General features: G+C 52.1%; 23 protein-coding genes and 1 pseudogene. 22 read left to right on the plus strand and 2 right to left on the minus strand.

The window, feature by feature from the left end:
• Positions 1 to 2: 2 nt before the first annotated feature.
• The 20 genes and pseudogenes from ACZ5D1_RS03250 to ACZ5D1_RS03345 all read left to right on the plus strand — a co-directional run bounded on the left by ACZ5D1_RS03250 (position 3) and on the right by ACZ5D1_RS03345 (position 21145).
• The gene (locus ACZ5D1_RS03250; RefSeq protein ID WP_027181617.1) at positions 3 to 704 is read left to right on the plus strand and encodes an acylneuraminate cytidylyltransferase family protein; all 702 of its coding nucleotides are present in this window, start codon (positions 3 to 5) and stop codon (positions 702 to 704) included.
• Positions 697 to 1767: an N-acetylneuraminate synthase family protein gene (locus tag ACZ5D1_RS03255; protein ID WP_464555882.1), complete on the plus strand. Its 1071-nt coding sequence runs from the start codon at positions 697 to 699 to the stop codon at positions 1765 to 1767. The genes ACZ5D1_RS03250 and ACZ5D1_RS03255 overlap by 8 nt, the downstream gene beginning before the upstream one ends.
• 104 nt (positions 1768 to 1871) lie before the next feature.
• Positions 1872 to 2822, plus strand: a complete 951-nt coding sequence (locus tag ACZ5D1_RS03260) for a hypothetical protein (RefSeq protein ID WP_155891353.1) — start codon at positions 1872 to 1874, stop codon at positions 2820 to 2822.
• A 1-nt stretch (position 2823) separates the two neighbouring features.
• Positions 2824 to 3501 (plus strand): SDR family NAD(P)-dependent oxidoreductase, encoded by a 678-nt coding sequence (locus ACZ5D1_RS03265; RefSeq protein WP_464555884.1) that lies wholly within the window; start codon positions 2824 to 2826, stop codon positions 3499 to 3501.
• Positions 3502 to 3655: 154 nt separating this feature from the next.
• Positions 3656 to 4351 (plus strand): metallophosphoesterase family protein, encoded by a 696-nt coding sequence (locus ACZ5D1_RS03270; RefSeq protein WP_464555885.1) that lies wholly within the window; start codon positions 3656 to 3658, stop codon positions 4349 to 4351.
• Positions 4348 to 5298 (plus strand): ATP-grasp domain-containing protein, encoded by a 951-nt coding sequence (locus ACZ5D1_RS03275; protein WP_464555887.1) that lies wholly within the window; start codon positions 4348 to 4350, stop codon positions 5296 to 5298. Before ACZ5D1_RS03270 ends, ACZ5D1_RS03275 begins: the two co-directional genes overlap by 4 nt.
• Before the next feature lie 29 nt (positions 5299 to 5327).
• Positions 5328 to 6383 carry a pseudaminic acid synthase gene (gene pseI / locus ACZ5D1_RS03280; protein WP_464555889.1) on the plus strand — a complete coding sequence of 352 codons (1056 nt, stop codon included), beginning with the start codon at positions 5328 to 5330 and terminating at the stop codon, positions 6381 to 6383.
• Between the two features lie 74 nt (positions 6384 to 6457).
• Positions 6458 to 8179, plus strand: a complete 1722-nt coding sequence (locus tag ACZ5D1_RS03285; protein ID WP_464555891.1) for an ABC transporter ATP-binding protein — start codon at positions 6458 to 6460, stop codon at positions 8177 to 8179.
• A 23-nt stretch (positions 8180 to 8202) separates the two neighbouring features.
• Entirely contained in the window at positions 8203 to 9168 is a 966-nt protein-coding gene (locus ACZ5D1_RS03290) for a hypothetical protein (protein WP_464555893.1), read from the plus strand.
• A 38-nt stretch (positions 9169 to 9206) separates the two neighbouring features.
• On the plus strand, positions 9207 to 9926 hold the full coding sequence (locus tag ACZ5D1_RS03295; protein ID WP_464555895.1) for a class I SAM-dependent methyltransferase: 720 nt from the start codon (positions 9207 to 9209) through the stop codon (positions 9924 to 9926).
• Between the two features lie 13 nt (positions 9927 to 9939).
• The gene (locus ACZ5D1_RS03300) at positions 9940 to 11445 is read left to right on the plus strand and encodes a hypothetical protein (protein WP_464555896.1); all 1506 of its coding nucleotides are present in this window, start codon (positions 9940 to 9942) and stop codon (positions 11443 to 11445) included.
• The gene (locus tag ACZ5D1_RS03305; RefSeq protein ID WP_464555897.1) at positions 11436 to 12179 is read left to right on the plus strand and encodes a class I SAM-dependent methyltransferase; all 744 of its coding nucleotides are present in this window, start codon (positions 11436 to 11438) and stop codon (positions 12177 to 12179) included. The genes ACZ5D1_RS03300 and ACZ5D1_RS03305 overlap by 10 nt, the downstream gene beginning before the upstream one ends.
• A complete protein-coding gene (locus tag ACZ5D1_RS03310; protein ID WP_464555899.1) occupies positions 12166 to 13251 on the plus strand; it encodes a glycosyltransferase family 4 protein in 1086 nt (361 codons plus the stop codon). Before ACZ5D1_RS03305 ends, ACZ5D1_RS03310 begins: the two co-directional genes overlap by 14 nt.
• A gap of 38 nt (positions 13252 to 13289) precedes the next feature.
• Complete coding sequence (locus tag ACZ5D1_RS03315) at positions 13290 to 14309, plus strand: class I SAM-dependent methyltransferase (RefSeq protein WP_464555900.1); 1020 nt, start codon at positions 13290 to 13292, stop codon at positions 14307 to 14309.
• Positions 14306 to 14695: a glycosyltransferase gene (locus ACZ5D1_RS03320; RefSeq protein WP_464555902.1), complete on the plus strand. Its 390-nt coding sequence runs from the start codon at positions 14306 to 14308 to the stop codon at positions 14693 to 14695. Before ACZ5D1_RS03315 ends, ACZ5D1_RS03320 begins: the two co-directional genes overlap by 4 nt.
• Positions 14688 to 15916 (plus strand): annotated as a pseudogene (locus ACZ5D1_RS03325) (IS3 family transposase). Before ACZ5D1_RS03320 ends, ACZ5D1_RS03325 begins: the two are co-directional and overlap by 8 nt.
• On the plus strand, positions 15913 to 16455 hold the full coding sequence (locus ACZ5D1_RS03330; RefSeq protein WP_464555904.1) for a hypothetical protein: 543 nt from the start codon (positions 15913 to 15915) through the stop codon (positions 16453 to 16455). The pseudogene ACZ5D1_RS03325 and the gene ACZ5D1_RS03330 overlap by 4 nt, the downstream one beginning before the upstream one ends.
• A gap of 518 nt (positions 16456 to 16973) precedes the next feature.
• Positions 16974 to 17924 carry a glycosyltransferase family 4 protein gene (locus ACZ5D1_RS03335; RefSeq protein WP_464555906.1) on the plus strand — a complete coding sequence of 317 codons (951 nt, stop codon included), beginning with the start codon at positions 16974 to 16976 and terminating at the stop codon, positions 17922 to 17924.
• Between the two features lie 39 nt (positions 17925 to 17963).
• Positions 17964 to 19955, plus strand: coding sequence for a glycosyltransferase (locus ACZ5D1_RS03340; protein WP_464555908.1), 1992 nt, complete (start codon positions 17964 to 17966; stop codon positions 19953 to 19955).
• Between the two features lie 5 nt (positions 19956 to 19960).
• Positions 19961 to 21145, plus strand: a complete 1185-nt coding sequence (locus ACZ5D1_RS03345; RefSeq protein ID WP_464555910.1) for a glycosyltransferase family 4 protein — start codon at positions 19961 to 19963, stop codon at positions 21143 to 21145.
• 169 nt (positions 21146 to 21314) lie between these two features.
• On the opposite strand, the gene ACZ5D1_RS03350 is transcribed toward ACZ5D1_RS03345, so the two are convergent.
• Complete coding sequence (locus ACZ5D1_RS03350) at positions 21315 to 22838, minus strand: APC family permease (RefSeq protein ID WP_034618681.1); 1524 nt, start codon at positions 22836 to 22838, stop codon at positions 21315 to 21317.
• Positions 22839 to 23501: 663 nt separating this feature from the next.
• Between ACZ5D1_RS03350 and ACZ5D1_RS03355 the strand changes: the two genes are divergently transcribed.
• Both ACZ5D1_RS03355 and ACZ5D1_RS03360 read left to right on the plus strand, forming a co-directional pair.
• Complete coding sequence (locus ACZ5D1_RS03355) at positions 23502 to 24137, plus strand: DUF4125 family protein (protein ID WP_464555911.1); 636 nt, start codon at positions 23502 to 23504, stop codon at positions 24135 to 24137.
• The gene (locus ACZ5D1_RS03360) at positions 24130 to 24864 is read left to right on the plus strand and encodes a sulfite exporter TauE/SafE family protein (RefSeq protein ID WP_464555913.1); all 735 of its coding nucleotides are present in this window, start codon (positions 24130 to 24132) and stop codon (positions 24862 to 24864) included. The genes ACZ5D1_RS03355 and ACZ5D1_RS03360 overlap by 8 nt, the downstream gene beginning before the upstream one ends.
• A gap of 55 nt (positions 24865 to 24919) precedes the next feature.
• Here the strand turns inward: ACZ5D1_RS03360 and ACZ5D1_RS03365 are convergent, their stop codons facing one another.
• A complete protein-coding gene (locus ACZ5D1_RS03365; protein WP_464555914.1) occupies positions 24920 to 26377 on the minus strand; it encodes a sigma-54 interaction domain-containing protein in 1458 nt (485 codons plus the stop codon).
• Between the last annotated feature and the right edge of the window lie 210 nt (positions 26378 to 26587).

The raw sequence follows: 26587 nt of genomic DNA on the forward strand, positions 1-26587 counted from the left end.
CAATGAAGCGAATAGCAATTATTCCTGCCCGCGGCGGGTCAAAAAGGCTTCCGCGTAAGAATGTCCTGCAGTTTATGGGTAAGCCGATGCTTATCTGGACGTGTGAGGCAGCCCGGGACAGCGGATTGTTCGACAGAATTGTTGTTTCGACAGAAGATTCCGAAATTGCCGGTGTGGCAGCATCCTACGGGTACGATGTTGCCGAACGCCCCGCGCATCTTGCCACGGATACGGCATCTGTAGTTGACGTATGCCATCACATGCTTGAAAGCCTGGCAGCCGGCGGTGAAGAGTATGATATTCTTTGCGCGCTTTATGCCACGGCCCCTCTCAGGACGGCTGATGATATCAGGGAAGTTGTCGGGCTGGTGGAGAGAGACGGTGCGGACTATGCTCATGCGATGGTCCGCTTTTCTTTGCCGCCGCATCAGGCGATGTATGTCAACGATGCCGGTTACTGCAGCTATGCGTGGCCGCTGGTTGCCGGTTTAAAATCACAGCATGTACCCGAGGCTGTGGTGGATAACGGCAGCACGTATGCGGCGCGCGTCAGCAAGTTTATGAAAACCCGCAAGTTTTCCGGCATGAGACTCAAGGGGTACCTGATGCCGGCTGTCCGGTCTGTTGATATTGATACCCGCGAGGATTATGAGATGGCTTTACTTTTTGCCAAGCATCTTGCAAGTGGAGACTGCAATGTCTGATCTTTTTAAGAAAGAATGGTCTTACTCAGAAAACAAGAGAAGCGTATGCATAGTGTTTGAGGCCGGACCAACGCATGATGGCCTGCAGACTGCTTGCAAATTGGTGGATGTTGCGGTGGAAGCAGGCGCTGATGCGATTAAATTTCAGACAGTGGATGCTAAGCGGCTTGTTCCGGATCCATCTACGATGTTTACTTATAATGCGCTGGTTAATAAAGATACGGGCGAAAGCGTCGAAGTTACAGAATCATTACAGGAAATTTTGCAGCGCAGAGAGTTGTCGCGGGATGAGTGGCGCGAACTCGGTCGATATTGTTCTGATAGGGGAATATTGTTTTTTTCCACTGCGACAACGGCTTCCGAGCTGGAATTGTTGGCGGAAATAGGTGCTGATTGTGTTAAAATTGCATCGGGCGATATTACATACCACCATTTTCTCCGCCTTGCGGCGCAGTACTCATGGACTGTTCAGATTGACACGGGTAATGCCACCATTGCCGAAGTTGAAGAGGCGGTGGATGTGCTGGAGCGTTCCGGCTGCCGGAGAATCATAATCAACCATTGCCCGAGCGGCTATCCCGCCCGGCTCGAAAGCATTAATCTGCGCATTATCACGACGCTCAAACAGATGTTTCCGTATCCTGTCGCGTTTTCAGATCATACACCGGGGGCCACCATGGACATCGCCGCTATTGCTCTGGGGGCTGACATGATTGAAAAAACCATTACGTTGGACCGGCTTATCCGGAGTCCGGAGCATATCATGTCGCTGGAGCCTCACGAAGCTGCGGGCTTTGTGCAGACCATCCGCGATGTTGAGACGGGGCTGGGAACGCCGCGGAAAATAAAAACAACGCAGGAACTCTCGGTTCCGTCCGTTGCAAAGCGTTCAGTTATCGCTGCTGCGGATATTGAGCCCGGGACAACTATCGAGCAGGTGCATCTGGATTATGCCCGCCCGGGTGACGGTATCCCTGCCAATCTGGACAGGCTTCTTTTGGGAAAGCGAGCCTCCTCGTTTGTCGCGAAAGGCACAAAAATAAGTTTTTCAGATGTCTCCTGACGGAGGATGTGTCGCTTTATCCGATTATGACAATGTGTTCAGCAAAATACTCTCATCTGATCGTGCGTGCAGACGCTACTCCGGCTATTGGGGCGGGACATGTAATGCGTTGTCTGGCTTTTATCCAGTACTGGTTGGACAAAGGCGGCTCTGCCGCACTGGTCGGGCGCATTGAGCTGGACTGGGTTCTGCATAAAGTCCGGCAGGTAGGCGTGTTGTTTCATCCTCTTTCAGGAAATGTGCCGACAAGCGAAGATTGTACGGATATTCTCAGACAGCTTGCATCCGGCGCCGGCGAGGCTGCCCCGCAGCAGACCCTGACTGTACTGGACGGCTACCATTTTGGCAGCTCCTGCCAGAAATGCATTCGCAGTGCCGGATATGGCCTTTTGGTCATAGATGATTTCAACGCTCTTGGGGAGTATGATGCTGATGTCTTATTAAATCAGAATGTAGGAGCGGCAGACCATAATTACGCCGGACAGATTGGAATAAAATTGCTCGGCCCCCGATACGTGTTGCTGCGGCAGGAGTTTTTAACTGTAAAAAGGCAGGTAGCAAGAAAGGAGGCAGGAGCACGGCAGCATATTTTGCTGACTCTTGGAGGAGGTGATTCTTCAGCTAAGCTGTCCATGCTTGAAGAGATCATCAGGGTTTGCGTTGCCAGGGGGGCAGATTTCCGTGTCATCAGAGGCGAGACGCCTGTTGCAGAATGGAAAAAGTTGTTTAAGGCTGGCTGGAACAGCGTGTCTTTTGTCAATCCGCTGGACGATATGGCTGAGCAGCTTGCCTGGGCGGATTTTTGTATCTCCGCTGCCGGCTCAACCTGTTGGGAGCTGTGCGCAGCAAAAGTCCCTTTTGCCGTGTTGGCGATCACAGAGAGACAGCAGGCTTTGGTTGACAGCCTGGTGTCTGAAAAAATTGCATATGACCTTGATGCCGCGACAGCAGCTTTCAGGTCTGGAATCCGTATGCAGACCCTTGACGGGGCAGAAAGAATAGAGGGAGACGGAGTCATGCGGTGCTGGCTCGCCTGCCAGAGTGGGGTGGTATAGTATGAAGCTTGTGGTTCTGTCAGGCTGTACTCGCGGGCTGGGGCTTGCTCTTCATAACGATCTTGCAGAGCTTGCCGGTGATTTTTTAACGCCTCTGTTTATCGGGCGTAAACTTGAGAGGATATCAAAGACACCGGCCGGAGTGTATGTTGAGTGTGATCTGCGTAAACCTCAACTGCTGGAAAATATCTGTACTCTGATTCCGGAGGGGGTTTCAGACATTGTATTTATTAACAATGCTGGCACTATTTCTCCAATAGCTCCCGTACATGACTTGGCCTGTTCTGATATAGTTGAATCTTATGCTGTTAATATATCAGCCCCGAGTATAATTTCTTCGCGCCTTGCCAAATATAGCGTTGAACGTGGCATCCCTCTTGGAATTATCAATGTTACAAGTGGGGCTGCTAAGCGTGTAATTGAAGGCTGGTCATTATATTGTGCTTCAAAAAGTGCTTTGGTGATGTTTCTTGATGTGCTGGCTGCTGAAAACAGTTGCGTTGACGTTATCCACTTTGATCCCGGTGTCATGGAGACGGGAATGCAGTGCACCATACGGCAGACCGCCCCTGATAAGATGCCGCAAGTTTCTTTGTTCCGGTCGTTTTACGAAAATGGATCCCTCAAGGATGTCAGGGCTGTTTCCCGGGAGATTATTGCACGGTGCGGGATTTTATAAAATAAAATGACTCCGCCTAAACGGTCGTAACAAGCTGGAGCGTTGTTTTACGTTGATGCCTGTGCAGAGATCTTGCGTCACTGCAGGGAATATCCGGAGCGTGGCAGTCGGTCTGTTCAGGGGGCTTGCTCCGGTTGGGTGAGATAGGTTTCTTATGCGCATATGTGTGTTCTCAGACATTCACGGAAATGAGTATGCCATGCAGGCCGCGCTGCCTTGTCTGCAGCGTGAAGCGGCTGACAGATATATTTTTCTGGGCGATCTTGTCGGCTACTATTGGGGGGCATTGGACGTCTGGGAAATGTTGCTTGAGCTTCCGCAATTCGTGGGAGTTGCCGGCAACCACGACAGGGATTTTGTTGGCTTTTATGAAGCCGGTTACATACCTTCCGAATATACCATGAAGTATGGGCCGGCGTTGGAACTGCTTCTTGATTGCGGTGATGACAGGCTGAAGTTGCTTTATGAATTTATTAAGCGCCTTCCTGAACAGTATGAGGATAGCGATGCCGGGTTGCTGTGTTGTCACGGCAGCCCTTCGGCACCGTTGACCGGGTATGTCTATCCTGATTCCGAGCTTCCTTCCGGTGCCGCGTTACCGCCATTTGTTTTTCTGGGGCACACGCACTATCCGATGTGCCGGTTGAACGATGGAGTCATGTTCTGCAATCCCGGCTCGCTGGGGCAGCCAAGGAAGGGAGGGATGCCAACATACGCTGTTGTGGACTCTGAATTGAGGAGTTTCACCCTGAGGTATGTGGAGTACGACAAAACCGCGTTGCTTGCCGGGTTGAAGTCGCAGCCTTGCCCAGATTATTTAACAGACGTTCTTGAGAGGCACCCGCTATGAGCAATAAGGTTATTGTAACCGCTGTAGGTGGTGATGTTGGTGCATCCGTCGTTCGCTCGCTTGTGGCGGGGGGGTTCTCCGTTGTCGGCACAGACATGTCTCCGCTCACTCCCGTGTTCGATATTTTAACAGAATTCGAGATACTGCCGCCGGCAGGTGCGCCGGAGTATTGGACGCAGCTTGAAACCCTATGTGAGAAGCATGCTCCGGTTGCGGTGCTTCCTGTTTCAGAAAAAGAAATTTTGGTTGCTAAAGGTAAAAAATCCGTCGGCGCTGGTTCCGGAGTCCCTCTTGCCGTCCTTCCTCCGGTATTGCTCGACATTTTTTTAAGCAAACTGAATACCGCTAATTTTTTTCAGGAGCTCGGTTTCAACGCTCCGCGAACAATGCCGCTTGCTCTGTATGAAGGAGAGTGGGGGTTGCCGGTCGTTGTAAAGGGAGATTCCGGCTGTGGGAGTAAGTCGTACCGTGTAGCCAGGGATGAAACTGACCTCGCATATCTTAAGGCGAAAGATGACGGGGGGCTTATTGCACAGGAACATATAGGAACCGCTGAGGAAGAATATACGACAGGCGTTTTTTCTGACGGAGAAAGCGTTTACTCCGTCACTCTGAAAAGAAAGTTACATCCCGGTGGATTTTCACATGTTGTTGAGTTGGTGGATTCTCCCTTTCTGCACGAGATGGCCGTCATGATAGCAAAGCGGACTCCCTTTCTGGGCTGCCTGAATATTCAAAGCAGACGAGTGGGTTCTGTTTTTTATCCTTTCGAAGTTAATCCCCGCGTTTCAAGTACCGTAATGTTCCGTAAAAAAATCGGATTTGATGATGCCGTATGGTGGGTTGATGCTCTGTGCGGGAAGAAAATTCACTTTGTGCAGAAATATGTGGAAGCAGTAGGCGTGCGCACTTTTGGAGAGGCATATCCATGTCTGAAGCCTCTGTAATGTCTGTTCTGGAGAATAGTGCATAAATTATGCAGGATGATGTTTTTAAATTGTTTTCTGATCCTGTATCAGGTGTACAGAAGACATATATAATAGCAGAGATGTCGGCAAATCATAATCAGAACATTGAGCGTGCCGAGGCAATAGTCCGGGCCGCTGCCGATGCAGGTGCTGATGCAATAAAAATGCAGACATACACTGCTGATACTCTGACTTTTAATGGTAGTAGCCCAACATTTTTAGTGAAAGGAACAGCTTGGTCTGGAAGAACACTGTATGATCTGTATCAGGAGGCGTATACTCCGTGGGAGTGGCAGCCGCGTCTGATGGCTCTTGCCAACGATCTGGGGATGGACTGCTTTTCCACTCCTTTTGATGAGACGGCTGTGGACTTTCTGGAGGGGCTGAACGTTCCGTGTCATAAAGTCGCCAGCTTTGAGCTTGTGGATATCCCGTTGTTGCGCAAAATTGCCGGTACGAAAAAACCTGTAATTATGTCCACGGGAATGGGAACTCTGGCGGAAATTGACGAAGCTGTCGGGGCATTGCGCAGCGCCGGCTGTTCCGAACTGGCTTTGCTTAAATGCACTTCAGCCTACCCGGCACCGCCCGAAGAGGCGAATCTGCTGACCATCCCCAATCTGTCTCAGACATTCGGGTGCATTGCGGGGTTGTCTGATCATACCTTGGGCAGTGCAGTTGCGATTGCGGCAGTCAGCCTTGGAGCGAGGATCGTTGAAAAACACTTGACGCTGTCACGGGCAGACGGTGGTCCTGACTCGGGTTTTTCCATGGAGCCGGACGAGTTCAGGCGAATGGTGACAGATATTCGTACAGTGGAAAAAGCACTCGGGTGCGTCAGTTATGAACTGACTGAAAAACAAAAGGAAAACGTGGCATTGAGGCGTTCGCTTTTTGTTGTCGAAGACATTCGTGCCGGCGAAAAATTTACCACATCAAACGTCCGCAGTGTACGCCCCGCCCATGGGCTGCATCCCCGCCACTACAACGAAATTTTAGGCTGTGCCTGCATTGGTGATGTGGCAGCCGGCACACCTCTTTCCTGGGCTAGTGTGCGAAAATGAGTACCGGGCCCGTTTTCCTTCCGCAGGCCGTTGTGGGGGTTTGGCGCGTTCTGCAGCCTCGGACCAAAAAAAGGATGGGCTTGCTTGTCGCCGCGTCCTTGTTTTCTTCAATTAGCGAGGCCGCGGCAGCCGGAGCCGTATCCCTTTTGGGACTTATCCTTGCCTCGCCGCAGACCGTTCATTCAAGCGTATTATTTTCAAAGTTGGCTTTGCTGTGGCCTTATCTTGACAGCCTGACACATCAGCCCGCCAAGATGCTCGCGTTGTGTCTTGTTTTGATTGTGGCTTTAGTCGCGTTCAAGAGTCTGATCGCGTGTGCTACAGTCTGGGGACAGTCCTTTGTTTCGCAGCACTGCGAGCGTGATGTGGCCTGCGCAGTGTTTTCTGAATTTTTAACAAAACCTTATTCTTGGCATATCAAAAAAAATACTGCCGAGCTGCATACAGAACTCGGATGGGCAAACATGGTCAGCCGGTATTTTATGGCCTTGCTGACAGTTGCAATTTCGGGGGCTACCGTACTTCTCCTGCTTGCCACCTCACTGGCTGTCAGTCCAGTTTCTGCTGTGATTGTTTTTGCTTTTACAGCCCTGGTTGGGGGGCTGGCTGTCCGATGTGTCAGGAGGCGAATCAGACAGGCAAGTTCACTGGTGGCAAATATTGACCGTAATATCGCCAGGACAACACTTTCGGCTCTGCAGGGAATTTTGGAAGTGACTATCTATAAACAGCAGCAGCCCTTCCTTTCAGAGTTCAAAGAAAAATCTAAAGACAAGCCTAAGCGTCAAGCAAGCGCACAGATGTTTTCAACCGTACCGGCTTATGCGCTTGAGGTTATCGGAATGGGGATGCTTCTGGTTTCGCATATTTTTCTGATGTCTCTTGGCTATTCGTTAGATGAGCTTGTTCTGTCCATATCATTGCTTGCCGGCGTTTCATGGCGTTTGTTGCCGGCCCTGAATAAAATTGCAGCCGCTATGGGCAGCATCCAGATTTATACACCTTATGTAACAACGCTTGGTGGGTATCTTCCATCTGACGAACCACAGGATTTACCTGAAAGTTGCGGATTGGAGAACTTCAACTTTTTGGAACTGCAGCATGTTACTTTTCGGTATGAAGGTGCCAAAGAAGACGCGTTAAAAAAATTGTCGGCCACCATACAACGCGGATCTATGATTGGTTTCATAGGCAGGTCCGGCGCAGGCAAAAGCACTCTTGTCGGCATATTAACAGGTTTGATGCGACCTGCATCCGGGAATTTTTTAATTGATGGTAAGGAATATGCGCCCCGCAGTGGGGGGTGCTGGTCGTCTGCAATAGGGTATGTCCCCCAAACGACATACCTTCTCGATGCAACTCTTGCTGAGAATATTGCCTTTGGTGATTATGGAAAAAAAATAGATAGAGAACATGTTCTGAAGTGCTGCGAAATGGCATCTATTAATTTTGTGGATGAGCTTGAAAATGGAATTGATACCGTTCTTGGCGAACGGGGGGTAAGGCTTTCAGGAGGGCAAAAGCAGAGAGTTGCTATCGCCAGAGCGTTATATAAAAATCCTCAGCTTATTATTTTTGATGAAGCAACTAGTGCTCTTGATTCAGCTGCAGAACAAGCTATTCAAAAAACAATTCTTTCACTTCGTGATACTGCAACACTCGTGGTGATTGCCCACAGGCTTTCAACTGTTGAAGGCTGTGATTATCTTTACTGGCTTGATGGCGGCGAGGTGCGGCTGTCCGGCGTGCCTGACGTTGTTTTGCCACAGTACAAAGAATGGCTTGATGAAATATGAAGATGTAGAGAGAGGATTTTGTCTTGTTGAAAATATGCCCGCTTGATTCTTTAGACATCGCGAACAGCAGCAGCCTGCCATCGCCTGTATACCTTCCTGTTAACCTGCAATATAGAAAAGTGCGATTGTGTGATTGGGATTTTACAGATCTGAGTTTTGGTGTTTTTGATGCGGATACGCTTGTTGCAAAATGTATTATCAGTGCGGGGCATGGTCCTGATGATCAAAGAACGATTGATGCGTTCGGAATTCCTTTTATAACTGTCTTTGTAACTGGTTCGATTGATGTTCAGCGCGCCGCTGATGCGATGATGGAAAAACATTTTGCCCATCTGATGAATGATTACGCGGGCTATTCTGCTGATCATCTTGTTTGTGACAGTCAGTTTCCAAAAATAGCACAAAGTATGCTTCGCAATGGTGCAGGCATTGATACCAGTTTTAATGTTGTTATTGACGGAAAACGTAGTGTGGAAAGTCTTTTTTCAGAAGTTCGCAAACGATATAAATCGATGATTCATAAAGGGAATCGCACGATGGATATTGATTTGCTTCATTCAGGGAATGTTTCATGGGACGAGTTCAACGAATTCAGGCTGCTGCACATTCGTGAGTCGAAGAGGGAAACACGCTCTATTGATACGTGGAAAAGGCATTGTGAAATGGTTGCCGCTGGATTTGCGTTTGTAGTCCGGGCGCGTATCTCACATGATCTTGTAGGAGCTGCGTTGTTCTTACATAACAATGAAGTCTGTTATTACGGTGTCGGTGCTTATGACAGGTCACTGTTTCCCAAGCCGATTTCTCATGCAGTGTTGTGGCAAGGCATACTGTTTGCGAAACAAATTGGCTGTGCATCTATTGAGGTCGGGGAGACTTTTTTTAGCGGAGTAAGCACGGGTACAGAGAAAGAATTTAATATCGGAGAGTTTAAGCGGGGCTTTGGCGGAAATATTATACCACGGTTTCGTATCAAGTGCGTCATATGACTTGTTAGATCATAACTATGCAGGTGTGGAGATGTGTTATGGGTAACGTGAAAGAAAGCAGAACATGTTGTTTTTATGATGATATCTATAGCAAAGAAGGTGTCAAAGCTCAGCGAAGATATCCGAATGAAGAGTTGTGCCGGTTTATCGGACGTAATTGGTTGAATTCCACAACATGTCTTGAACGCCAAAGTATACGTATTCTTGAACTGGGTTGTGGTTCGTGCGCTAATCTTTGGATGCTGGCTCAGGAAGGGTTTGATACTTACGGTATTGATCTTTCTAGTGAGGGTCTGGCTGTCGGGCGCAATGTTCTGCAGGCGAAAGGGGTTTCGGCCCGACTGTTTTGCGGCGATATGACGGATCTTCCTTTTGAAGAATCTTATTTTGATGTTGTCATTGATGTCTTTTCAGCAAATTGTCTCCCCCTTGCTGCATTTGAAACGTGCCTGCTCAGTATCAGTAGGGTTCTTAAGCCCGGAGGTATTTTCTTTTTTTACACTCCCTCCACTGCATCAGATGCGTATATAAAACCGGGACCGAATAATTTTATCGATGAATATACTCTCGACGGGCTGAAAAATCCTGAAATTGCAGCTTTTTTTGGTCAAGATTATCCGTTCCGTTTTTCAGATGCGTCAATCCGTGAGCAGCTGGGTTGTGCGGGCCTGACGCTTGAAAAGCTGGAACGGGTAGGCAGAATTTATCAGAACGGAGCAGAGTATTTTGAGTTTCTTGTGGGTGAAGCCAGAAAGTAGGCCGGAGTAACGCATGGGCTTGCAGTTTGTTAAAAAAAATCTTCTGGCTGTATATGAGTTTGAAAAGTCTTACTCTCCGCAGGCTGTAACTGTCGGCGGAATTTCTGTATGGCTTTTGTTCCGGTCGGCAATTCTTTCTGAGCTATACGCGCGCAACGATGCGGTTTATCGCAAAAACAAGTCGGTGCTCAAAGACTCTGCTGGTAAAAAAATCCGCAGATTGGTGTTTTCTGTGACCTCTTGTGTAATCTTCAAGGCAAATTACAGAGTAGTTTTTTCAGACTCGCCAGATGCAGATATCCTTTTTTTTAATACAAGCCGCTTTGCCTACTTTGACACTCCGGGTGGAAAATACGCCCGGCTTCCCGATTCCTTTTGTGAGTGTGTCAGCGATGCCGCAATATCGGCTGTAAAGGTAACTGAAGCCGGTATACCCCCTGCTGCCGCGGAAAGGGTTTTTCCCGGTATCCAGTTTACCCGGTTGCAAAAAGTGCGGCTGGCCAGAATCAGCCGTGGCGAAGCTAAAGCCGTACGCAAGCTGGTGGATGATGTTTACAACTTTTTTGGTATCACGCTTTCGCCTTTTGACATCATCAATGACTTTTTTAAAATAAAAACGCTTGCCTCTGCTTTTGCTGATGTACTCACTGCAAGTGGTGTGAAATGTGTCTTCCACACAAGAACATACCACGAAGTCTCCATGGCACTTAACATGGCGTGCAAAATTGCAGGAATACCCTCTGTTGATTATCAGCACGGGCTTCAGGGAGTGTATGACTATCAGTACACTTATTACCATACTGATCAGCATGGATATCACTTGTATCCTGATTTTTTCTGGGTCTGGCATAAAACTAATGCAGATGTCATTCGCAAGTGGTTCGGACACACACCGCATCAGCCCGTAGTCGGAGGGAATTTATTTTTAAAAAAGATAAAAGAGAAAAAAGGCGTTGTGCTCTCAGCGAACTTCGATGAATTACGCGATAAAGCCAGAGGCAAAAAGATTGCTCTTGTTGCAGTCTATCCCGAAGGCGAAATCTTTCCAGAGGTTATTCTGAATGCATTGCAGGAAAGCCCGGACTCTGTCTTCTGGCTGCTCCGCCTGCACCCCACAAAGAATCTTCCGGAATTTGTCGATCCCATAGAAGAACATCTGTTACATAGGGGGCTGTTGAACTGTGAAGTCCGGCAGGCCTCTTCGATGCCTGTTTTTGACGCCATAGGTATGGCCGATTGTGTTGTTGCCACGGTCAGCACGTTGCTTGTGGAAGGGCTTTGTTTCGGCAAAAAAGGCTTCACCACTTCTTCAATAGGTCAGGATATCTATAAAGAATATATCGAGCGCGGTGAGATGACCTATACCCCGGATGCACAATCATTGGTGAGGGGGATATTGCAGTGCTGTACTGCGCAGTTACAGACCACCCCTTACGAAACGGACTCTGCACATATGGAGGACGCTTTGCGGACAGTACTCGGTTCGACCTTCCCGCATGGAGTCAGTGAATGTCACTAGGCAAACTGCTTGATCGTTTTCCCGCCGTCAGAGGCTTGCTGCTGGATTGCTTTTTGGGCCTGCATTCTGCGTGTTACTCATATGCAAGTCGCCTTGCTGTACGGGAATCTTCCGGGCAGCACCCCAAGCACCGGATCACCGCGTATCATTCATGGTTCACTAAGCGCATCGGCGGTTCTGAACATGTGCTGGATGCAGGATGCGGTAAAGGCGAACTGGCCGGAGCCATGGCACGGTATGCTCGCCGGGTAACTGCTGTTGACATCGACGCCGCTAAAATTGCGGGGGCTGAAAGGAACCCCTTCAAGAAAGATAACGTCCGGTTTGTGCAGGCCGATGCAACCAGCTGGGCCTGCGAAGAGCCTGTGGATGTGATTGTGCTGTCGAATGTTCTGGAGCACATTGACCAGAGGGTTTCTTTTTTGCGGCAGCTTGTCATTGCGACTCACTGGAATTCCGGACCGCGCTTTTTAATACGCGTTCCGCTTCTTTCTCGTGATTCGATTTCCGTTTTTAAAAAGGAGCGGGGAGTCAGCTGGAAGTTGGACCCGACGCACGAGACAGAGTATTATGTTTCTGAGTTTTTAGAAGAGCTTGCATCTGCCGGGCTGGAGTGTAAGAGTCTTGCATTGCACTTTGGCGAGCTGTTTTGTGAAGCGGTTCCTCTTTGCTCAATGCCTCAGGGGCACAATTGCCTGGAGCTTTTTGACGGTCGGCCGCATGATGAGCGCTAAATCCAAGCTGAAGCAACTGGGCGCCAACATTCGTTATTCATTAACATCTGCGCCGTTCAGCGAACTGACCATAGTTTCTGATAAAGACGCATGGTCGCTGGCCTGCGATGTTGAAGAAGTTCATAAGATCTGCCAACGGCTGAATTTTCCCGTGCGCACCGCTCACTGGGCCGGTGTGTTCAGACAGCCCCTTTTTTATTTAAGCAAGTACTTTCTTTTGCAGCCGGGTCTGCACCTCCACGGCATGAACAGGGTGGCTATGGCCTATTACCACGGGTATCCCGGCAGTGATGAAATTGCCGACCGATGTCTGGCTTCCCTGCGTCGATATCATCATAAAATTGCACGTATTCAGGTGACCCACCAGCGCATCCGCGATGTTTTGCTGGAGCAGGGTGTGGCTGAAGAAAAGCTGCATATGATTCCGATCGGAATTGATACTGAACTTTTTACTGCCGTGACTGACGAGCTTCGCGCAGCGGCCAGAGAGCGGCTAGGCATCCCCGATGCTGCTTTTCTGGTGGGGTCGTTTCAAAAAGACGGAGTCGGCTGGGGTGACGGGTTGGTCCCGAAAAGAATCAAGGGACCGGATATTCTGGTCGAGACACTCGCAATGGCAAAACAGAGAATTCCTGAGTTATGGGTGCTTCTGACAGGACCCGCACGGGGATACGTCAAAGCGCAACTGGACAGGCTCGGCATTCCGTACCGCCATTTGTTTTTACAGAATTTTAAAGAATTGCCGGCGTGTTACCATGCTCTTGACGCCTATCTGGTTTCTTCCAGAGAAGAGGGCGGCCCCAAGGCGGTGTTGGAATCCATGGCTACAGGAGTACCTGTTGTTTCCACCCCCGTCGGGCAAGCGAGCCACCTGATCCGGTCCGGCGTGAATGGCCTGCTGGCGTCCGGGTTTTCTCCGGAAGAGTTGACCGCTTTTATTGTCGCATTGTATGAAGATAGCGAAATTTCTTGTTTATTCAAAGAAAGAGGCTTGGTTACCGCATGCCAAAACTCCTATGGCGCTCAGCTCTCACTATGGCAGCGCTTTTTTTCCGGTATGCTCGGGCGCTGAGCCAGCCCCCTTTTTTGAACGCTGTTTAAGGAAAGCCATTGCAGACGAAAACGACACACGGCCCTCAGTGCCTGACCGGCTACATGCTTGAGGATGTTCCATGTCCGCTTTGTGGTGAAGCGGACAGCAGCACGGTGTACAGCCATGTTCACGATCATTACAACGGGCTGGCTGGTGACTTTGCAGTTGTCCGGTGCCGGAGTTGTGGTTTTGTCTATACAAATCCACGCCCTACGGAAGATACAATCGGGCACTTCTATCCTGATTCGGCAGGATATTTCAGCCCTGCCGCGCCGCAGGACCCCGGTCCTATGGATATTCTTTTTGAGAGCTACCTCGCTGACGTTCTCGGCTATCCATCAACAGGCGGTGACAGGCCGTTTTTAAGCAAGGTTTTGCGGCCGTATTGTGCTCTGCGGGCTAAAATTACCGGGATACCTCCTTTTGTCTCCGGTGGACGTCTGCTCGACGTCGGTTGTTCGTATGGACGGTACCTGTCAAAAATGGCGGCATACGGCTGGAGTGTATATGGTATTGAACCGCACGCCGCTGCCGCCGAGGTGGCTATGCAGGTCTGTGGTACAGGTAATGTTCATAACGGGACTATTGCAACAGCTCCGTGGCAGGATTCCTTTTTTGATGTGATTACGTTGAATATGTCTTTGGAGCATTGCCATACCCCTGTCAAAGTGCTGCAGAAAGCTTCGGCTTTGTTAAAGAATGACGGTGTGCTGATTGTCAGTGTTCCAAACTTTGCCGGTTTTGAGAGTAAATTGCATGCGCAATTCGCCTATACTCTGCATGCCCCATGTCATTTGTCGCATTTTACACCACAAACGCTTAGAATGGCGGGCGAAAAAAGCGGACTTCAATGCACGGAAATTGTTTTCCACCATGTCGATCGCGACTTTGTGGCTCCCTTTGAATATAAGAAAAATGTGTATCTTTCTAAACTAGTGCATGCCCGTCTGGTCCGCAAACTGCTGATCAAACCGGCAGTCTTTATAGCCGCCCGGATGGGTTTAACCAGTAGAATGACAGCATATTTTAAGAAATGAATACAGTAATCGTCGTTAATTATAACTCTTCGCGTTTTGTCTCGCTTATTCTGGAATGTGTTGCCAGACTTTCAGAGTGCACCGGTGAAATCATCATAACGGATAACGGTTCGCACCCCTCTGATGTCGCCAGATTAATGCGGATGTGTTCCCTGTATGACAATACGCTTGTGCTGCCACGCAAGCAGACTATGACGCCGAGTCTTGCACACGGAGGAGCTCTTGATGCCATGCTGCCATATGTCAGGACGCCATATGTGACAGTCATGGATGCAGATGCGTGTTTTTTGCAGTATGGATGGGACAAAATTATGATGGGTTGCCCCTCGAATAAATTGGACACACATTTGGTTGCAGAGAGAGTGACAGGAGGTGTCCATGAGTGAGAAGTCGGTGAAACGTTGGTCGGCAAAGCGTAAGCAGGAAGTGGTTTTGAGGCTTCTGCGAGGTGAAGGCCTGGATACGCTGAGCCGGGAGACAGGGCAGCCGGCATCGGTGTTGTCCCGGTGGCGAGAGGAGTTCCTTGAAGGCGGTATGGCGGCTTTGAAGCGACGTACGGATGACCCGAAAGTCAATGCGCTGGAGAAAGAGCTCAGGCGAGCCAAGCGCCTGGTGGGAGAGCTGATGATGGACAAGGAGCTGCTGGAGATGCGGATTGCCCGGCATGAGGGCGAGCTCCCTTTTCCCAAGCGGAGATCGAATCTGTGAGCAGGGCCTGCTCGGTCTCCGCACGGCGTACGTATGGCAGGGCCCGGGTGTGCCGGTTGTGGGGAGTACCCCGCTCCACCGACTATGCGCGCCGGGTACGCGCGCAGCAGCCAGCCAAGTTCCACCGTCGGGGACGCCGGCCCATGGTTGCTGACGATGTCCTGCTAGAGAAGGTTCGCGAGATGCTGGCCGATGCTGAGTCCTTGGGGTTTCGGGGCGAGGGCTATCGCAAGGTATGGGCACGGCTGAGGCACCATGGCATCCCGGTTTCAAAGGAGCGGGTTCGGCGCCTGATGCGTCAGCACGGCCTGCAGGCGCCACACAGGATGGGTTCCGACCGAGGTCCCAGAGCGCACGACGGTTCAATCATCCCCGATGGCCCTAACCGGATGTGGGGCACCGATGCCACTCAGATCCATACCCGTCGAGAGGGAACGGCGACAGTTTTTGTGGCTGTAGATCACTTTGTGGGTGATGTGGTCGGCATCCATGCCGCGCGTCCTGGCACACGTTTCGAGGCCTTGGAGCCGATCCACCAAGGCGTTCGGGATCTCTATGGTCCTTTGGCAGGAGGCATTGCCAAGGGCTTGGTGCTGCGTCACGACCATGGTGCGCAGTACATGAGTCATGCCTTCCAGCAGGAGCTTCGGTTTCTCGGCATTGAATCGAGTCCCAGCTTCGTTCGGGCACCAGAGGGCAACGGCGTGGCTGAGCGGTTTATCCGAACCTTGAAGGAGCAGCTGCTGTGGGTGCGAACCTTCGATACCGTCGAGGAGCTCCGCCAAGCGCTGCTTGAGTTCAAAGAACGGTTCAACCAGCATTGGCTGCTTCAGCGACATGGCTATGCCACTCCGGCCAAGGTTCGTGCCGGATACATGCCCCTGGCGGAGGCGGCGTGAATTTTGTGCAAAACAGCGTCCAACAATTCAGGGGCTTTACAATGATAGATGAGCTAAATGGCGACTGCCATGCCGTTGGTACGCCGCATGCTTTTAGCGCTCCATATAGATATATAGATTTCCCGCTGATGTATGCTACTATGTATAAGACTGATACATTAAGAGAACTGAACTGCAAATTTGTACCGATCGAAGGTAAAGAGACAGTCGGTTATGATACAGGTTGGGAAATACGTCATAAATTTCGTGAAGCTCGATTGACTGCCAAGGTGTTCTCTCCTCGGTCTACGCGCGACTGGAAGGGAGGGGCTTTCAATCGCGTTGTCTGTACCGAATACTGGCACAATGATGCTTTGATTGCATCCCACTTCGGGAGGGGGAGCACCGTTGGGGCGGCAAAGTATTTTAAAGTTCTTTCCGTCCCTGTTGTGGCTCCTGCCTTGCGGCGTTTTGTCGGGTTGCGTGAGCGCCAGCTCTGGATTCAGACCGCAAGAGAGCTTATTGCATCACAATGTGGTGCTTCCCGTTGCGCTATGTAAATTTTCAGAACACGGTACTTCCGGGATTATCGGCGCAGCTACCTGCAGGCGCAGAACATCACAAAAAATTTTACACTAATCGCCCAATCTCCGGGAGTTCACAGTCATGCGGCCTCTGGAACATTGCAAACAAGATATAGTGCGATCAAAGGATATTTTTCAGCAATGGCCTGGAATGTCGGTGATTTTTTTTGTTCTGCCGGGTAATGCCTTTTTACCGGAAATCGTGGAATTTGCAGCACTGCACGTAGTCCCAAAAACTTCGTGCGAGGGAGAGGTCAGAGTAAAGAAAAGAGTACGGATTATCGGCAACGACGCGGCGTTATCCTTTTATAGCTGCGAGATGGTGATGCACGGGGGGACACGTTGTGTGTCCGGCTGGACGGACCGGTTGCAAAGATGTTGCCGCAGCTTGCAGATTTTACTACCGGCACATTGATTGTTGCCAGAAAAGAGCATCCGGTATGATAAGGGTTTATTTTGCCGTGCCGGCAATGGAGCAGCACGGCGGTGGCGGCATGAAGTTTCTGAATGCGCTTTATCGTGCTCTGGCGCGTTCGGGGCAGATTGCCTCAAGGCCGGAAGATGCGACAGTCTTTTTGTGCAACAGCCATCATGATTACCGGCGGGTCATACGGCTTAAAGAAAAGTTTCCGGGCATCCCGCTGGTGCACAGAATCGATGGCCCCATAGTGGACTATAACACCCCCACCGATCCGAGACATTTTTCGGCAAACGCGCTGGATGAGTTATATGCTGACGGCGTTATTTTCCAGTCAGCGTGGAGCTACCGGCGCAATATGGAGCTTGGGCTTGCACCGCCGGAGCAGTACGAAATTATCCACAACGCCCCTGATCCGGACTTGTTTTTTCCCGGAAACGCTCTTCCGTTGTCCGGTGAAACACCGTTTCGTGTTTTTTGCAGCAGCTGGTCACGTAATGTGAATAAAGGCTTTGCCTCGCTGGAACGGCTTGATGGCACTCTCGATTTTTCACGGTACGAAATTAATTTTTATGGGCGGCTGCCCGGCAAACTGAAAAATATAAAGGTGCATCCGCCTGTCCCGCATGAAGACGTTCCGCAGGCGCTGCGCGGGCATCATGCATTCTTTTTCCCTTCCAAGGTGGAATGCTGTTCCAACGCGCTGCTGGAGGCGCTGCATTGCAGGTTGCCGGTCGTTGCCTTTAATGGTTCATCAAACCCTGAGCTGGTTGGAAACGGAGGGCTGCTTTTCGATGATGACGCGCAGCTCCCTCAGATGTTTGATACCTTGAGGAGCCATTACCACAGGTACCGCAGCGGAATTTGCTGTCTTTCTTTCGGGGAAGTTGTCGAGCGCTACCGTAACTTCATGCAATCGGTCACAGTTGCAGATTGCGGTGGTTTTTGGAGCCGGAAAAAAAGAAAGGCTTTTTTTCTGCTGCGGGTAGTAAAAGCCGGATTGCGTCATAAAGTCTCGGGCCGCTGAGACTGTTTTTTCTGTTTCAAGAAAATATTGTAGGATCTTATGAAGCTGGCTCTTTTTTTCTCCCGCGGCATTTCACTTGCTGATTGGAATTCTTCCGGATTGCTGGATAGAGAAACTGCGGTATATGCCAGACTGCTTGATTCAGAAGATATTGAGCATATTTATTGGATCACATACGGCAAAGATGATGGAGAACTGGCGGCCGGACTGCAGCGTGCGGGCAGGCTGCCCGAAAATCTTACAGTGCTGCCTATGCCTGCCCTGTTCGCCTCTGCACTCGGGCGTGCCGTGTATTCTTTGGCCGCGCCCGTCTTCTGCCGCCGCATCATACGCCACGTCGCAGTGGTGAAGTCTAACCAGATGGACGGCGCATGGACTCCCTTGCTGGCCAAGATGTTGTTCGGCAAGCGTTTTTTTGCACGCACAGGGTATACTGCGTCGCTTTTCAGAAAAAGAGAAAAAGGTGCGCGCTCTGTACAGCACATTTTTTACTGTGTTGTCGAAGCGATTGTGTATCGCTTTGCAGATGCGGCTTCTGTGACCTCTTATGCTGATTATGATCATATTGTCTCAAATTATGCGGTCCGGCGGGCTTTCTGTATTCCCAACTATGTTGATACAGGCAGGTTTGTTCCTGCGCGCAAAACATGTTGCCGTATGTTGTTTGCCGGCCGTCTGAACGCACAGAAGAACGTTGAAGCGCTGATCGGGGCCGTTGCAGAAACGGGCGCAGGGCTGGATGTCTACGGCGGGGGGGCTTTGCTGGCACAGCTTGAGGGGTGCGCCCGCACAGCAGGCGCCGATGTGGTTTTTCACGGGGTCGTCAGCCAGAACGTGCTGGCTGAGGCTTTGCGCCATGCCCGTTTTTTTGTTTTGCCTTCTCTGTACGAGGGGCTGCCCAAGGCGCTGCTGGAGGCGATGTCCTGCGGTTGTATATGTATCGTTACGCCTGTTGAGGGCAGTTCAGAGGTTATTGCAGATGGCCGCAACGGCATTGTCGCTTCCGGAAGCGATGCGGCGTCTCTTGCTGACGCATTGCGCCGGGCTATGGCATTGTCGCCCGATGATCGCGAAAGAATGGCTGCAGCCGCCCGTAAAACGGTTATGGACCGCTACAGTCTGCAGGCCGTGGCAGAAAGCGAACTGCAGCTGTTAAAGCGTCTGGCGCTGGGGGTGCCTGTTGCCGGTCTGCCGGACGATACCTTTTCAGGGCAGACACCGCGTGTCAGTGTGTTGCTTTGCGTTCATAACGGCCAGCCCTTTGTATCCGCCGCTGTCGATTCTGTTCTTCAACAGACTTTTTCCGATTTTGAGCTGATCATTGCAGACGACGGTTCCACGGATGATACGCCGCGCATATTGCGTGCGTATGCGGCACGCGACAAGCGTGTCAGGGTGGTTACTCTTGCCGCAAAGGGCGGGCTGACCAGAGCATTGAATATAGCCTTGTCCTATGCAAAAGCTCCTCTGGTGGCCAGAATTGATGCAGACGACCTGTGGCTGCCTGAGAAGCTGGAGAAGCAGTATGCAGTAATGTGTGCAGATTCCTCACTGGTAATGCTGGGTACAGCCTATGATTGCGTTGACGGGGCCGGTGAATTTGCAGGTCCGCAAGATGTTGCTTTGATTTCAGGCTGGCAGAATATCCGTCAGGCTGTATGCCGGTTCAACCCGTTTTTCCACAGCTCGGTTATGTTCCGCAGAAAACATGCCTGTGCGGCGGGGGGATATGACCTGCGCTTTAAGACGGCTCAGGATTACGCGCTCTGGCTGAAGCTGCTCGGTTCAGGAAGAGGGGACAATCTGCCGGATACGCTTGCACGCCGCAGAATTCACGGGCAGATGATTTCGCAGGTCAGAAGGCGCAGCCAGCGGTTTTATGCCGTGCTGGCCCGGCTGAAAAATGTGTGGTGCCTGAAGCATGCAGGCGCATGGAAAGGCCTTGCCGCGGATTGCGCTGTGGTACTGCTGCCTGCACCGGCGGCGGCTTTGTGCAGAAAAGCTGTGAATGTCTTCCGGCACCGGCCGTAAACGCAATGCCCTGTTCCAATCCGGAGATATCGCAGGGGCTGGACAAGGGAGTGGCATCCATGACCGGTCATAACGGCAGAGTAAATGTGCTTCATATCACTCTTTCCGCCCGGCAGGGCGGCGGACCCGAACATCTTTATCAGTTGGTGCAGGGACTCCCTGCCCATGTACACAGTTTTATAGCTTCTCCTGATGAACCTCCGTACATCGTACGATATCAGCGTGTTGTCGGTATTGATCATATCGTGCATGTCCCCCACAGAAAGGTGTCCTTCGGCGCCCTGCGTGCGGTGATTTCATTTATTCGTGACAACCGTATCCATATTGTTCACTCGCACGGCAAGGGGGCCGGCCTTTACGGGCGCATCGCTGCGCTGCTGACCGGCTGCAAAAGCGTACATACTTTTCATGGAATCCATATTCAGTATGGCTTTGCAGCCTCTGCCTGTTACAGGCTGCTGGAAACAATTCTCCGCAGAGCTACAGATGCTTTTATCTGCGTTTCAGCCGGTGAGGCCGAAGTGGCGCTTGCGAAAGGGTTTGCCAGCAGGCAGCGCTGTCATATTGTTCCAAACGGAGTGGCCATTCCCGAACAGCCTGCCGGCATTGACGAAGCCGGCCTTTTTTCCATTATACATATGTCACGTTTTGATTATGCAAAAAATTCCGAAATGCTTATACCGGTAGCACTCGCATTGCGTGAACATAGTTGTTCTGACCGGTGCCGGTTTGTAATTTTGGGGACGGGCGGTAACGAAGCGGAGGTCAGAAATGCCGCTGTTGCTGCCGGAGTAGGGCATATGTTTCATTTTGCAGGCAATACACCGGCTCCAAGAGCATTTCTCAGGGGTGAGCTTGCGGGCCATGGAGGAAGGGCAGGCTGCTACCTGTCAACCTCACGCTGGGAGGGCTTGCCGCTGGCCGTGCTGGAAGCCATGTCAGAAGGGGTTCCTGTGGTGGCCACCAATGTTGTGGGTAATGCGGATGCCGTGCGCCATGAGGAAACAGGTTTTCTTTACGACCTGCAACAGCCTGCCGAAGCGGCAGAGTTCATAGCCCGGCTGGCGGGTTCTTCCGGTCTCCGTAACGCTATGGGGTACAAGGCGTTTATACGGGCAAAAGATGCTTTCTCGCGGGATGCTATGGTGTCCGGAACCGCAGCCGTCTATGCATCGGTGCTGCAAGGATAGCCCGTCTGCGGGCCTGCCGGTGACCGTGCAGGCTCAAGGCGCGCCGTGCTTGCAGGCTTTGACGGTGCGGGCGGTAAGGACGGAAGTCATTGCCCTTACGGGATACCGGAACAACCCCCTGTCCGCACCGGTGCGGACAGGGGGTTGTTTTTTTTACGGGGCAGGTGGTCTATGCGGACTCTTGCTGTTCCGTTGTGCCTTTCAGCGGGGCGGCAGCGGTGCCGCGGGCTTTGAAAAACACGGGAATGGTACGGCTGCCCAGCACGCTTTCGCGGATATCGGGTTCCGGCAGTCTGGCCCATTCTTTTCTGTTGGTGAAGTAGAAGAATACGCCCATGGCCACCCAGGCCACAAGGCACCAGCGGGCTGCTTCGCTGATGTATGCAGGAGAGCCGGGTACCAGCAGCAGACCTATGGACATGACTGCTGCCAGCGTACCCATGCCGCAGCAGAATATTTTCATGGCATAGCCATCGGCGGCCTGTCCGCCGGAAAGCACTCTGCGAGCGGCAAGACAGGTGAAAAGGTATCCTATGCCGGTGCCTACCGAGCTCATGTCCACAATCCACACCACAACCGAGCGGCCGGCAAAAGGCGTGAGCAGTACCACGGCGATGGTGAACAGAATGGCTTTGTACGGGGTACGGTATACAGGGTGAATGGCGCCGAACCAGGCCGGCAGGATGCGCCCGCGCGACATGCTGAGCAGCAGACGGGATGTGGCGATGTAAAACCCGTTGATGCCGGTGCATACGGCGCCCATCACGGCGCATGCCAGCACCACGGCACCCATCTTGCCAAAGGCCATGCTGGCTACTTCGCCGGTTGCCCACGCTGTGCCTCCTGCGTTGCGCATGGCATCCATCCGGGCAAGCATTTCAGGGTAGGGAATGGCCACAGCCACGGCCAGGGTTACCAGAGAATACAGAATGACGCCGCATATGATCGCTATGATCATGATATTGCGGGCGCGCGCTGGGTCAAATGAAAATTCTTCGGCCGCCTGCGGAACGGTGTCGAAACCGACAAAAAGAAACGGCGAGATGGCGAAAATGATCAGCACGCAGGCAAGAGGAGTGCGGTGCTCGGAAAAGAGCGGCAGCAGGTTGCCCATTGCGGCACTTTCCATGGATGCGGAACCGGCAAAAAGCGAAATGATACCGGCGGTGAGCATAAAGGTGAGCACAACCTGAAACTGACCGGCAAAGGTGGTGCCGCGGTAGTTGAGCCAGCCGAAAAGAAGGGTTGCCCCGGTCATCAGCACCACTTCGCCGGTGTACACATCCCATCCGGCAATGCTGTATAACCTGCCGAACTCAAACACGCCCGGAAAGAGGAATCTGAAAATCAGCGCCAGAGCGGCCACGTCGATTCCTATGATGGCAATGTACCCCAGAACCAGCGCCCAGCCGCAGATGAACGCCGCTGTGGGGCCGAATCCCACATAGGCATAGGCAAACGCTCCGCCTGCGACAGGAGCGTATTTAATCATGTAGCTGTAGCAGACGGCCACAAAGCAGATAAGAAATGCCCCGACCATAAAGCCGGCCAGCGTGCCCAGAATGCCCGCCTCGGGCAGAAACATGTCGCCCGGCAGCACAAAGCATCCCCAGCCGACGATTGACCCGAGGGCCAGCGCCCATATCTGGGCCGGAGAAAACGATTTGGTCAGTTCGATTTGTTCTTGTGACATGATTATATCTCTTCATGTTTTTGATTCATGGCAGGTACTTGCAGCTCCGGAAAGGTACCCCGGCAACGCCTTTCCGTATCGGCGCCGCGCAGAAGCGGCGCTTGATAACAGCGCAAATACAGCACTCCATCCGGCACCTGAACGGCACTCCATCACACAACAAACACCCGGGGGCGAACCAAGCCACTGCATTCTCTTCCCCGGCCGACAGCAACAGGCGGGGATACAGGAGAAAAGCAATTCGGGTGCCAATACGTGAATTTCTTCACGATTGTTGTATTCATTCGAAAACATGAAGTTTTTTTGTGTTTTGCTATTTTCTGCTATTTGTATGGTGAATAATTTTTTTATTTTTCAGTAAAAAACTCTATATGCCGAAAGATTTTTTTCCCGGCCATCTGCCATGGTGTTGTGTGGCACCCGCTTGTCTGTTCTTTCTGCTTTTTCTTTATTTCTTGTAAAACAGCATGTTGTATTCACCGCGCTGTCTGCAGGCTTTGCAGGAGACGGCCGGAGGGCACGGCATCTGCTTTGCACCGGCCCGATCATGTTCCTTTTTTCTTTTGCTGCTCTTCCGCATGGATGGGGGCACGGGTTACGGGGGGCATATTCTGCGCGAGTCGCTTTGACACTGTGCGCAAAAGGCGTAGAACGCTGTGCCTCATGAGCGGCAGAAGGCCGGCTACAATTTATCATTCTGAAAAAGGCATCCAGATGAACACAACGCGCGACACTCTTCTCGACCTGATTATCAGTCTCGAACTGGCCATGTTTCTTGAAGTGCAGAACCGCGGCGGCACATCGCCGTGTCAGGAAAGACCGGAGTCGTTCCGCATCATGCGGGAAATCACCCACGGCGTGCTTTCCGACACTTTTCTGCAGCGGTATCTGCACGATCTTGAACAGGCACGCCGTCAGGGGCGCAACCTGATGACGGAAAAATATGCGCTTATGGAGGGACTGATTCCCCGTCGCAACAACGATCCGGTCATTGCGGAGATAGTGCAGGCAGAAAGCGCATGGCGCAGGGAAGTGGCTGCGCAGTTTCCCCGCGTGGTGCAGCCGGAAGGGCACGCAGGTTTCTGCCTGTATCTCGGCTGCGAGCTGCAGACGTATTCCGGCGCGGCATTGCATGCGTATGCCGCGTGTGTGCAGGAGGCGTTGCGCGGGCTGCGCAATCTTACCCGCGACCGTTATGAACTGCTGATGCACAAACTGGGATATGCGTCGCTTGCGCAATGCGAAGCCGAACTGGCAAACCGCAGCCACCGCGGTATCGCAGGAGACCACCATGCCTGATTTCGAACATCTGCTTGTTTTCGGCATGTGGCTGATAGGAGGCTTTGTTTCCGGTGTCAGCGGTATAGGCGGCGCCATGGTATCTGTGCCTGTTGTTGCCCTCTTTATCCCCATACAAGAAGTTATTCCGCTTAGCTGCATACTCAATCTTGTCATGGATTCATGTATAGCGGCCATGCATTTCCGGCACTGCCGTTTTCCGGCGCTGCTTCCCATGATTGCCGGTTCTGTGCCGGGGGCACTGGCGGGGCTGTTTATTCTGCAGGTTGTCACCGGTTCCGTGCTGCAGGGGGCTGTCGGTGCGCTGCTGTTGTTTTATGTCTACTGGCAGCAGCACAGCAGAATTACACAGGCCGGCGGCGAATCGTGGACGCGGGGCGGCGCGGCAGGTTTCGGCGCGGGCCTGCTGGGCACGGCCATTTCGTTCGACGGCCCCCCTGTGGGTGCGTACGGCCTGTACGCAGGCTGGAGTCCGCGGGTGTTTCTGGGCACTCTGGGCGTGTTTTTTGTTATCCGCGCGTCCATGACATGCATCCTGCAGGCATCTGCCGGGCTGTATACCGATATCGTTCTCGGCTACGCGGCTTACGGCATTCCCGCCACCATTCTGGGAACTCTCTGTTCGTTTCCTGTGGTCCGCTTTATCAATCAGGCGGTTTTCCGGCGTGTGCTGTTGTGCATAATCACCCTTGCGGGGATAGTCTGTCTGGTGCGTTCGCTGTTATGACCGCCGGATGCAAAGCGGCAGCAGTCCGGTGACTGCTGCCGCTTTTTTTTGCACATCAGGCCAGGTATTCGTCCTCGATACCCAGCTGCTGGATTTTATACCGCAGCCCCGCGCCGGTTATCTGCATTATGCGCGCCGCCTTGGCCACATTGCCGCCGGTTACCCTGAGCACGTTACGGATGCATTCGGCTTCGTATTGCTGCACGCACGACTTCAGCGGAACCACGCTTGTTTTTCTGATGTCGCGATAGTCATAAAACGCAGGCTGCCCTGCTGACAGGGGCAGTGTCTGTTCCGGCTGGGCAGGGTGGGAGACGGGACGGAAGGTGTCGCGGCCCGCGTATGCCTCTCTGAAATGCCGTGGCAGGCGCTCTGCATCGATGGTTGTTCTGTCGCCCAGCAGTGCGATGCTGCCTTCGATGACATGCAGCAGCTCGCGTACGTTGCCGGGCCAGTCGTACGCCATGAACATATCCAGAACCTTGGAATCCAGTTCCACAGGCGGCCTTTGCTGGTGGCGCGCGGCATTGTCCATAAAGAGCCGCGCAAGCATGGCAATGTCGCTTTTACGCTCGCGCAGCGGCGGAATGGCCAGACCGATGACGGCAAGTCTGTAAAAAAGGTCGCTGCGCAGCACGCCCTGCCCCACGGCGTTCAGAGGTGCTTCGTTCAGGATGCTGATTACCCGCACATCCACGGGAATTTCTTTGTGCGACCCCAGGCGGCGTACCCGTTTTTCCTGCAGTACACGCAGCAGTTTTGCCTGCAGCCCCGGTGGCATGGAGTTCAGTTCGTCCAGTATCAGCGTGCCGCCGTTGGCTTCTTCCAGCAGTCCGGCTTTTTGCGGAGCGTCTGTATAAGCTCCTTTTTCAGTGCCGAAAAGAATGGCTTCCAGCAGGTTTTCGGGAATGGCGGCGCAGTTTTCGGCCACCAGCGGCTGACCGCTGCGGCTGCTGGCGGAGTGTATGGCCTGTGCGAACACCTCTTTGCCTGTGCCGCTTTCTCCCCAGATCATGACGTGCGAGGATGAACCGGCGGCGGCGCGGGCCTCGGCCAGTACTTCGCGCAGGGCCTCGTGCTGCCCGGCAATGCTGTCAAACGTATAATAGGCCGGAGTCTTTGCCGGGCGGGCCTGTGCGGCGCGGCGGGCTGTCTGTTCCACTATGGGTCTGGAACCCGTCCACAGTGTAAAAGCTATCACGCCGTCTTTCTGACCTTTTCTGAACAACGGAAAGAAGTCGGAAACGGTGCCCGCCAGATAGTTTTTAGTGGTTTTGTAAAAATAGGATTTTTTCAGAATGGGTTCACCGGTGCGCAGACATTCGATGGTGGGAATGCACTCCAGTTCGTGGGGAACATACAGCGAAGTGATGTGCTGCCCTGCCACGTTTATTCTGCCGAATCCGTCCACCCGCCGCTGGATGGGGTTCATGTATTCGCAGATGCCGTTGGCATCCACCACGGCTACCCCTATGCCCAGATCGTCCCAGATGGCTGTCATGGCAGGGGTCATGACGGCCTGCCGGCAGACATCAAAAAATGATTCCCGTGTAAAATACAAAATTCACAACCTCTGTCTTTCTGGTGATGCCGGCTGCCGCTCAGCAGCGCAGTACCTGACGGGGCGGATGTAAATCGAAAAAAAATCTTTCGCAAATAAAAAAAACTTTCCAACCCGTAATTTTTTCTTTGTCCTTCTTTGCCCCGGATTACAGCGTGGTAC

It is taken from the genome of Oleidesulfovibrio vietnamensis (genome assembly GCF_055388115.1).

What these genes read in the sequence shown, in the direction of transcription:
- ACZ5D1_RS03295 (WP_464555895.1), top strand. Translation starts at nt 9,207, where the DNA reads ATGGGTAACGTGAAAGAAAGCAGAACATGTTGTTTTTATGATGATATC.
- ACZ5D1_RS03250 (WP_027181617.1), top strand. Translation starts at nt 3, where the DNA reads ATGAAGCGAATAGCAATTATTCCTGCCCGCGGCGGGTCAAAAAGGCTT.
- ACZ5D1_RS03285 (WP_464555891.1), top strand. Translation starts at nt 6,458, where the DNA reads ATGGGCTTGCTTGTCGCCGCGTCCTTGTTTTCTTCAATTAGCGAGGCC.
- ACZ5D1_RS03255 (WP_464555882.1), top strand. Translation starts at nt 697, where the DNA reads ATGTCTGATCTTTTTAAGAAAGAATGGTCTTACTCAGAAAACAAGAGA.
- ACZ5D1_RS03320 (WP_464555902.1), top strand. Translation starts at nt 14,306, where the DNA reads ATGAATACAGTAATCGTCGTTAATTATAACTCTTCGCGTTTTGTCTCG.
- pseI (WP_464555889.1), top strand. Translation starts at nt 5,328, where the DNA reads ATGCAGGATGATGTTTTTAAATTGTTTTCTGATCCTGTATCAGGTGTA.
- ACZ5D1_RS03310 (WP_464555899.1), top strand. Translation starts at nt 12,166, where the DNA reads ATGATGAGCGCTAAATCCAAGCTGAAGCAACTGGGCGCCAACATTCGT.
- ACZ5D1_RS03305 (WP_464555897.1), top strand. Translation starts at nt 11,436, where the DNA reads ATGTCACTAGGCAAACTGCTTGATCGTTTTCCCGCCGTCAGAGGCTTG.
- ACZ5D1_RS03345 (WP_464555910.1), top strand. Translation starts at nt 19,961, where the DNA reads ATGCCCTGTTCCAATCCGGAGATATCGCAGGGGCTGGACAAGGGAGTG.
- ACZ5D1_RS03335 (WP_464555906.1), top strand. Translation starts at nt 16,974, where the DNA reads ATGAAGTTTCTGAATGCGCTTTATCGTGCTCTGGCGCGTTCGGGGCAG.
- ACZ5D1_RS03270 (WP_464555885.1), top strand. Translation starts at nt 3,656, where the DNA reads ATGCGCATATGTGTGTTCTCAGACATTCACGGAAATGAGTATGCCATG.
- ACZ5D1_RS03360 (WP_464555913.1), top strand. Translation starts at nt 24,130, where the DNA reads ATGCCTGATTTCGAACATCTGCTTGTTTTCGGCATGTGGCTGATAGGA.
- ACZ5D1_RS03350 (WP_034618681.1), bottom strand. Translation starts at nt 22,838, where the DNA reads ATGTCACAAGAACAAATCGAACTGACCAAATCGTTTTCTCCGGCCCAG.
- ACZ5D1_RS03260 (WP_155891353.1), top strand. Translation starts at nt 1,872, where the DNA reads ATGCGTTGTCTGGCTTTTATCCAGTACTGGTTGGACAAAGGCGGCTCT.
- ACZ5D1_RS03275 (WP_464555887.1), top strand. Translation starts at nt 4,348, where the DNA reads ATGAGCAATAAGGTTATTGTAACCGCTGTAGGTGGTGATGTTGGTGCA.
- ACZ5D1_RS03365 (WP_464555914.1), bottom strand. Translation starts at nt 26,377, where the DNA reads ATGACCCCTGCCATGACAGCCATCTGGGACGATCTGGGCATAGGGGTA.
- ACZ5D1_RS03355 (WP_464555911.1), top strand. Translation starts at nt 23,502, where the DNA reads ATGAGCGGCAGAAGGCCGGCTACAATTTATCATTCTGAAAAAGGCATC.
- ACZ5D1_RS03300 (WP_464555896.1), top strand. Translation starts at nt 9,940, where the DNA reads ATGGGCTTGCAGTTTGTTAAAAAAAATCTTCTGGCTGTATATGAGTTT.
- ACZ5D1_RS03265 (WP_464555884.1), top strand. Translation starts at nt 2,824, where the DNA reads ATGAAGCTTGTGGTTCTGTCAGGCTGTACTCGCGGGCTGGGGCTTGCT.
- ACZ5D1_RS03340 (WP_464555908.1), top strand. Translation starts at nt 17,964, where the DNA reads ATGAAGCTGGCTCTTTTTTTCTCCCGCGGCATTTCACTTGCTGATTGG.